This is a genomic window from Inquilinus sp. (assembly GCF_039594555.1).
Lineage (GTDB): Bacteria > Pseudomonadota > Alphaproteobacteria > DSM-16000 > Inquilinaceae > Inquilinus.
Genome location: NZ_JBCNNF010000333.1, coordinates 1 through 7,627, shown reverse-complemented (window position 1 = coordinate 7,627; position 7,627 = coordinate 1). Strand labels below are relative to the sequence as shown.

The window sequence follows — 7,627 nt, the reverse complement described above, 5'->3', positions numbered from 1 at the left end:
GGCGGCCGGCAAAGGGCGCGGTCACCGCCACCGCCAGCGGCCAGGGGATCATCAGCAGGCCGACCTGGGCCGGGGAGAAGCCGTAGCCGGTCTGCAGCAGGAAGGGCAGCGCCACGAAGGCCGACATCTGCGCCATGAAGGAGCTGATCGAGGTGACGACCGAGAGGCCGACCACCGGGATGCGCAGCAGGTCCAGCGGCACCAGCGGCGTCGCCCGGCCCAGCTGTCGCCGCACCAGCCAGATCGCGGCGGCGACCGCGATGCCGAGCTGCAGCGCCACCAGCCCCCAGTCCAGCCCGTGGCCGATGCTGTCGATGCCGGTGATCAGCAGGCCGAAGGTTGCGGCGGACAGCAGCGCGCTCAGCAGGTCGAAGCGGCGGTCGGCCAGGTCGCTTTCCGGCAGGTTGCGGCTGCCGATGACCAGGGCGGCGACGCCCAGCGGCAGGTTGATCGCGAACAGCCAGGGCCAGGAGGCGAGCGACAGCAGGGCGCCGGCGAAGCTGGGGCCGATGGTCGAGGCGCCGGCCGCGATCATGGCGTTGACGCCCAGCACATGGCCCAGCCGGGCACGCGGGAAGATGTAGCGGATCAGCGCGGTGTTGACGCTCATGATCCCGGAGGCGCCGAAGCCTTGGGCGACGCGGGACAGGGTCAGCGCCAGCAGCGAATCCGACAGGGCGCAGGCCAGCGAGGCGACGGTGAACAGGGCCAGGCCGCCGAGATAGATCCGGCGGTAGCCGACGATCTCGCCCAGCCCCGCCAGCGGCAGCAGCGAGACCACCACTGCCAGCTGGTAGGCGTTGACGATCCAGATCGACATCGACGGGCTGGCCTGGAACTCGGCCGCGATCGTCGGCAGCGCCACATTGGCGACGGAACCGTCGAGCACGGCGAGCATGATGCCGAGCACCACGGTGGCGAAGGCCCATCTGCGGCGGGGCAGGGGCAGGCCGTCGGGCAGGGAGGACACGGGCGAGACCTCGCAATTCACGACAGGCGCCTGCGGCGCCCGCCGTCCATGGCATGATCCTGGAACCGGCCGTCTCGGATGGCTATGGCGTTTTAGCTATATCAGAATAGCAAAATGATCGACCCGCACCAGATCTCCCCGGCCGAGCGTGAGCAGATCGGCGCCCTGCGGCTGCAGCTGATGGCGCTGCTGCGTCGGCTGCGGCGCGAATCCGACGGCGGCGACATCCCGCTGTCGCAGCTGATGCTGCTGGCCGCGCTGCTGCGGCTGGGCGGCACGGCCAGCCCGACCGAGCTCGCCGCGGTCGAGGGGCTGCGCTCGTCCAACGTCGCGGCGCTGCTGCGCGGGCTGGAGAAGGGCGGGCTGGTGCGGCGCGAGGCCGATGCCGGCGACCGGCGGCGCCTGCATGTCGTGCTCACCGACGCCGGCACCCGGGCGGTGCTGGAGAACCGCAGCCGTCGCGAGGCCTGGATGGCCGAGGCCGTGGCCGCCTGCCTGTCGCCGGAGGAGCGGGCGCAGCTGATCGCCGCCGGCGCCCTGCTGCAGCGGCTGGCGGAGTATCAGGAGGATAAGTCGAGATCGGCACCTGTTGTCCCCCCTCCCCTCGCGGGAGGGGGGTAGGGGGAGGGGGTTGTCGATCGAAGAGCTGCGTCGTCGCGGCTTTCGAAACGGCCGACTTCGAGAGCTTTAGGTGAACCTGACAATCGGTCTTGCGGGCCGAACCCCCTCCCCCTGCCCCCCTCCCGCAAGGGGAGGGGGGACTCGATTGGGGAGTCCCTACTCTCTACTCCGCCGCCTCGACCAGCGGGGCGGGGGTGTAGTTCAGGATCGGCCCGAGCCAGCGCTCGACCTCGGGGATCGGCATGCCCTTGCGGCGGGCATAGTCCTCGACCTGGTCGCGCTCCACCTTGGCGACGCCGAAATAGTAGGAGTCCGGATGCGCCAGGTAGAGGCCGGAGACCGATGAGCCGGGCCACATGGCGTAGCTCTCGGTCAGGCGCACCCCGACCTGCTTTTCGGCATCGAGCAGGCGGAACAGCGTCATCTTCTCGGTGTGGTCCGGCTGGGCCGGATAGCCCGGCGCCGGGCGGATGCCGCGATAGGGCTCGCCGATCAGCTCGTCCGGCGCGAAGGCCTCGTCCGGGGCATAGCCCCAGAACTCGCGGCGCACGCGCTGGTGCATGGCCTCGGCGAAGGCCTCGGCGATGCGGTCGGCCAGGGCCTTCACCAGGATCGAGGAATAGTCGTCATTGGCCCGGACGAAACGGTTGGCGATCGCCTCCTCCTCGATCCCGGCTGTGACGACGAAGCCGCCGATATAGTCCGCCTTGCCGCTGTCGGCGGGGGCGACGAAGTCGGACAGCGCCACCCGCGGCCGGCCGTCGCGCTTCGACAGCTGCTGCCGCAGGGTGAAGAAGGTCGCCAGCTCCTGCCGCCGGCTTTCATCCGTGAACAGTCGGATGTCGTCCCCCACTGTGCCGGCCGGCCAGAAGCCGATCACCGCCTTCGGCCTGAACCACTTCTCCGCGACAATGCGGGCCAGCATCGCCTGGGCGTCCTGGAACAGCTGCCGCGCCGCCTCGCCCTGCTTCTCATCCTCCAGGATCGCCGGGTAGCGGCCCTTCAGCTCCCAGGTCTGGAAGAACGGGGTCCAGTCGATGTAGCGCGCCAGCTCCGCCAGGTCCCAGTCCTCGAACACCCGGGTGCCCAGGAAGGACGGCTTCGGCGGCTGGTACCCGGCCCAGTCGATCGCGAAGGGCGTGGCGCGGGCGGCGGCCAGCGGCAGGCGCTGCTTCTCCGCCTCGGCCCGGGCATGGCCGTCGGCGACCTTGCGGTACTCGTCGCGCACGCCCTCCACATAGCCGCGCCTCGCCTCGGGCGACAGCAGGTTCGAGACCACGCCGACGGCGCGGCTGGCGTCGTTGACATAGACGGTCTGGCCGCGGGCGTAGCGCGGGTGGATCTTCACCGCCGTGTGCACCCGGCTGGTGGTGGCGCCGCCGATCAGGAGCGGGATGTCGAAGCCCTCGCGCTCCATCTCCGCCGCCACATGCACCATCTCGTCCAGCGACGGGGTGATCAGGCCGGACAGGCCGATGATATCGACCTTCTCGGCCTTCGCCGTCTCCAGGATCTTGGTGGCCGGCACCATGACGCCGAGATCGATGATCTCGTAGTTGTTGCAGGCCAGCACGACGCCGACGATGTTCTTGCCGATGTCGTGCACGTCGCCCTTGACGGTCGCCATCAGGATCTTGCCGGCGCTGCGCCGCTCGCCACCGCCATTGGCCGCCTTCTCGGCTTCCATATAGGGCAGCAGATGGGCCACGGCCCGCTTCATGACGCGGGCCGACTTGACCACCTGGGGCAGGAACATCTTGCCGGAGCCGAACAGGTCGCCGACCACGTTCATGCCGGCCATCAGCGGGCCTTCGATCACGTGCAGCGGCCGCTCGGCCTGCAGCCGCGCCTCCTCGACATCGGCGTCGATGAACTCGGTGATGCCGTTGACCAGCGCATGCTCCAGCCGCTTGCCGACCGGCTGCTCGCGCCAGGACAGGTCCTTCTCCTTGGCCTCGCGGCCGCCGGCGCCCTTGAAGCGCTCGGCCAGGGCCAACAGGCGCTCGGTGGCATCGTCGCGGCGGTTGAGGACCACGTCCTCGCAGGCCTCGCGCAGTTCCGGCTCGATCGATTCATAGACGGCGAGCTGCCCGGCATTGACGATGCCCATGTCCATGCCGGCCTGGATGGCGTGGTACAGGAACACCGCGTGCATCGCCTCGCGCACCGGCTCGTTGCCGCGGAACGAGAAGGACAGGTTCGAGACGCCGCCGGAGATATGGGCGTGCGGCAGGGTCTGCCGGATCTGCCGCGTCGCCTCGATGAAGGCGACGCCGTAGCCGTTGTGCTCCTCGATGCCGGTGGCGACCGCGAAGATGTTCGGGTCGAAGACGATGTCCTCGGGCGGGAAGCCGGCCTCCTCGGTCAGCAGCTTGTAGGCCCGGGTGCAGATCTCGACCTTGCGCTCCAGCGTGTCGGCCTGGCCGGCCTCGTCGAAGGCCATCACCACCACGGCGGCGCCGTAGGACCGCACCAGCCGGGCGTGGTGCAGGAAGGCCTCTTCGCCCTCCTTCATCGAGATCGAATTGACCAGGGGCTTGCCCTGGACGCATTTCAGCCCGGCCTCGATCACCGAGAATTTCGAGCTGTCGATCATCACCGGCACGCGGGCGATGTCGGGCTCGGCCGCGATCAGGTTCAGGAACTCGACCATGGCCTTCTCGGAATCGATCAGGCCCTCGTCCATGTTGATGTCGATGATCTGGGCGCCGTTGGCCACCTGGTCGCGCGCCACCTCCAGCGCCGCGGCGTAGTCGCCGGCGGTGATCAGCTTGCGGAAGCGGGCCGAGCCGGTGACGTTGGTGCGCTCGCCGACATTCACGAACGGGATGTCGCCGGTCAGCGTGAACGGCTCCAGCCCCGACAGCCGCATCAGCGGCGCGGCCACGGGCACTTGGCGCGGCGGCAGGTCCGCCACCGCATCGGCGATGGCGCGGATATGGTCGGGGGTCGACCCGCAGCAGCCGCCGACGATGTTGACCAGCCCCTCCTCGGCGAAGCCGCGGATCTGTGCGGCCATCGCCTCCGGCGTCTCGTCATACTGGCCGAACTCGTTCGGCAGGCCGGCATTGGGATAGGCGCAGACGAAGGTGTCGGCGGCCTCGGCGATCTCAGCCAGATGCGCCCGCATGGCGTTGGCGCCCAGGGCGCAGTTCAGGCCGATGGTGAAGGGCCGGGCGTGCCGCACCGAATGCCAGAAGGCGGTCGGGGTCTGCCCCGACAGGGTGCGGCCGGACAGGTCGGTGATGGTGCCGGAGATCATCACCGGCAGGTGGACGCCCTTCTCGGCGAAGACCAGCTCGGTGCCGAAGATCGCCGCCTTGGCGTTCAGCGTGTCGAAGATGGTCTCGATCAGGATGATCTCGGCGCCGCCATCGACTAGGCCGCGCACCTGCTCGGCATAGGCGTCGCGCAGCTGGTCGAAGGTGACCGCGCGGTAGCCGGGGTTGTTGACGTCCGGCGAGATCGAGGCGGTGCGGTTGGTCGGCCCCAGCGCGCCGGCGACGAAGCGGCGGCGACCGTCCATCGCCCGCGCCTTGGCCGCGGCCCGGCGGGCCAGCCGCGCGCCGTGGAAGTTCAGGTCGTAGACCACCTTCTCCATGCCGTAATCGGCCTGGGCGATCGAGGTGGAGGAGAAGGTGTTGGTCTCGAGGATGTCGGCGCCGGCGACGGCATAGCCGAAATGGATCGCCTCGATCGCGTCCGGCTGGGTCAGCGTCAGCAGGTCGTTGTTGCCCTGCAGGTGGCAGTCGCAGCCGGTGAAATGGGTGCCGCGGAAATGCTCCTCGGCGAAGCCCAGCCCCTGGATCTGGGTGCCCATGGCGCCGTCCAGGATCAGCACGCGCTGACGCGCCGCCGCAGTCAGCGCGGCCAGAACCTCGGTGCCGTCGACCGGCTCCAGGGGGAAGTCGAGGGAGGACGTGGTCATGGCGAGCGGCCGGCGGTTCCGGATCGGGGCCGTATGTAATGACATAAAGATATCTTTATATCAACATTCGATGTCGCGAAGAGAGCGACAAAGGTCGCCGGGAGAGCGACCGTCTCTCCCGGCGCGGCCCGGCCTAGGGGGCCGTCGCGGTCGGCTCCAGCCCGGTCGCAGCGATGGCCGGGGCGGCGGCGGGGGAGGCCAGGAACTCCAGCAGCTTCTTCGCCGCCGCCGGGTCGTGCGATCCGGCGACGATGCCGGCGGAATACAGCGTCACCTGCTGCAGCTCCGGCGGCAGCGGCCCGACCAGGTCGATGCCCTCGACCGCCTTCAGCTCGGCGATCTGCTGGAAGCCGAGCTCGGCCTCGCCCTTGGCCACGATCTCGCCGACCGGCGTGGCCGGGATCTTGCGGGCCTTGCCCGCCATCTGGTCGGCGATGCCCAGGCGCTGGAACATCCGGGTCGAGATGTAGACGCCGCTGGCGCTGTCGGAATAAGCGATGGACTTCGCCGCCAGCAGGGCCTGCTTCACCGCCTCGGCCGAGCTGATGTCCGGCTTCGGCGCGCCGGCCTTCACCGCCACGCCGATGCTGGACCGGGCGAGGACGACCTTGCTGTCGGGCAGCACCTTGCCCTGCTTGATCAGGTCGTCGAGCGCGTATCCGACCATGATCACGACATCGAGCTTCTCGCCGCGGGCCAGCCGGGCCGGCACGGCGTTCGGGGTGTCGCCCATCGACGGGCCCCACTGGATCTTCAGCGTGTCGCCGCTGGCGCGCTCGTATTCCGGCGCCAGGGCCTTGTAGGCGGAAGCGAAGCCGCCGGAGCTGACGACCTGCAGCTCGGCCGCGGCCGCGGGCTGGACCAGCAGCATCAGGCCGGCGACGGCGAGAGCGGCGGCGCGGGAGACGATCGGCGGCAGCGTCATGGCATGTCCTTGGGCCGGATTGGAACGGAATCCTATGGTGGCCGAAACGCCACGGCCGATCGCCCGCCGGTCCGGCAGCCCAGCCATGCCTGGACACCGTGCCGCAGCCGGCTTGCCTCGTCCGGCCTCATGTCCGACGTAGCTCCGATGCGTGCTGCCGTCGCGGCGCGCCCGGAGTCCCTGATGAGCCTCGCCCACGATCCCGATTTCCTGCGCCTCCTGGCCGGCAGCCACGCCCGGCTGGTCGGCACGCCGCTGCTGCCGGAGGAGGGCGACGCCGCCGCTCAGGCCCGCTGGCTGTACGAATCGGCGCCTTTCTGCGTGCTGGCGCACAACACCGACGCCGATCCGCGCTTCGTCTATGCCAACCGCGCCGCGCAGGCCCGCTTCGAGTACGGCTGGGACGAGTTCGTCACGCTGCCCTCCCGCCTCTCCGCCGAGGCGCCGGATCGGGCCGAGCGCCAGCGCCTGCTCGACGCCGTCACCCGCGACGGCTTCATCGCCGACTATCGCGGCCTGCGCATCGCCAAGTCGGGTCGCCGCTTCTGGATCGAGCGCGCCACCGTCTGGCAGCTGATCGACGAGGCCGGCACCCTGCGCGGCCAGGCGGCGACGTTCAGCGAGTGGCAGGAGGAGTAGGGCCGGGCCTCAGCCGCCCTGCCGCATCCCCAGTTGCTCCCAATGCCCCGGGTTCAGCACCAGCCGGCCTGAGCCGTCGAAACGCAGGGTCAGCGGATAGCGGCCCGGCACCATGAAATCGGTGGCCGAGACCGGCGTCAGTTCGGTCCGCTGATCCTTGCCGATGGCGAAGGCGGCGCGGGCGCCGGTGGCCTGGGCGAACAGCGTGTCGCCCTCGACCGTCACCTTCACCGTGACGAAGGGGCTGAAGACGTAGTCGCCGGCCAGGGCCTTCGCCTGGTCCGCCGACAGCACCGGCGCGCCGGCGGGCGTCGCCGGCTTCGGCTGGTCGGGCACCGAGGCCAGGATCGCGTCCCACATCGCCTCGCCGCCGATGACGCCGAGATCGACCGTCGGCAGCATCGCCGCTTCGTCCGTGAGCTCGCCGGTCGAGACGGCGTACAGCACGTCGCCGTCGAACTCGGTGGCGAAGGGCTGCAGCGCCCGCCCCATCGAGCTGTGCACCTGGATCGCCAGGCGCTGCAGCTCCGCCGGTTTCAGCTTC

Annotated in this window: 6 protein-coding genes; 2 read left to right on the top strand and 4 right to left on the bottom strand. The window is 70.1% G+C overall.

Annotated elements, in window-relative coordinates; translation table 11 throughout:
• Positions 1 to 970 (bottom strand): MFS transporter (locus ABDW35_RS27355; RefSeq protein ID WP_343717017.1); only part of this gene is annotated, 970 nt, incomplete at its 3' end.
• Between the two features lie 114 nt (positions 971 to 1,084).
• Between ABDW35_RS27355 and ABDW35_RS27350 the strand changes: the two genes are divergently transcribed.
• Positions 1,085 to 1,591 (top strand): MarR family transcriptional regulator, encoded by a 507-nt coding sequence (locus ABDW35_RS27350; RefSeq protein WP_343717016.1) that lies wholly within the window; start codon positions 1,085 to 1,087, stop codon positions 1,589 to 1,591.
• 163 nt (positions 1,592 to 1,754) lie between these two features.
• Here ABDW35_RS27350 and metH read toward each other — a convergent pair whose 3' ends face one another.
• Together metH and ABDW35_RS27340 are read right to left on the bottom strand one after the other, a co-directional pair.
• Entirely contained in the window at positions 1,755 to 5,519 is a 3,765-nt protein-coding gene (gene metH / locus ABDW35_RS27345) for a methionine synthase (RefSeq protein ID WP_343717015.1), read from the bottom strand.
• A gap of 133 nt (positions 5,520 to 5,652) precedes the next feature.
• Positions 5,653 to 6,444, bottom strand: a complete 792-nt coding sequence (locus tag ABDW35_RS27340) for a substrate-binding domain-containing protein (protein ID WP_343717014.1) — start codon at positions 6,442 to 6,444, stop codon at positions 5,653 to 5,655.
• 183 nt (positions 6,445 to 6,627) lie between these two features.
• On the opposite strand from ABDW35_RS27340, the gene ABDW35_RS27335 reads away from it, so the two are divergent.
• Entirely contained in the window at positions 6,628 to 7,083 is a 456-nt protein-coding gene (locus tag ABDW35_RS27335; protein ID WP_343717013.1) for an MEKHLA domain-containing protein, read from the top strand.
• A 9-nt stretch (positions 7,084 to 7,092) separates the two neighbouring features.
• Here ABDW35_RS27335 and ABDW35_RS27330 read toward each other — a convergent pair.
• Positions 7,093 to 7,627 (bottom strand): hypothetical protein (locus ABDW35_RS27330; protein WP_343717012.1); only part of this gene is annotated, 535 nt, incomplete at its 5' end.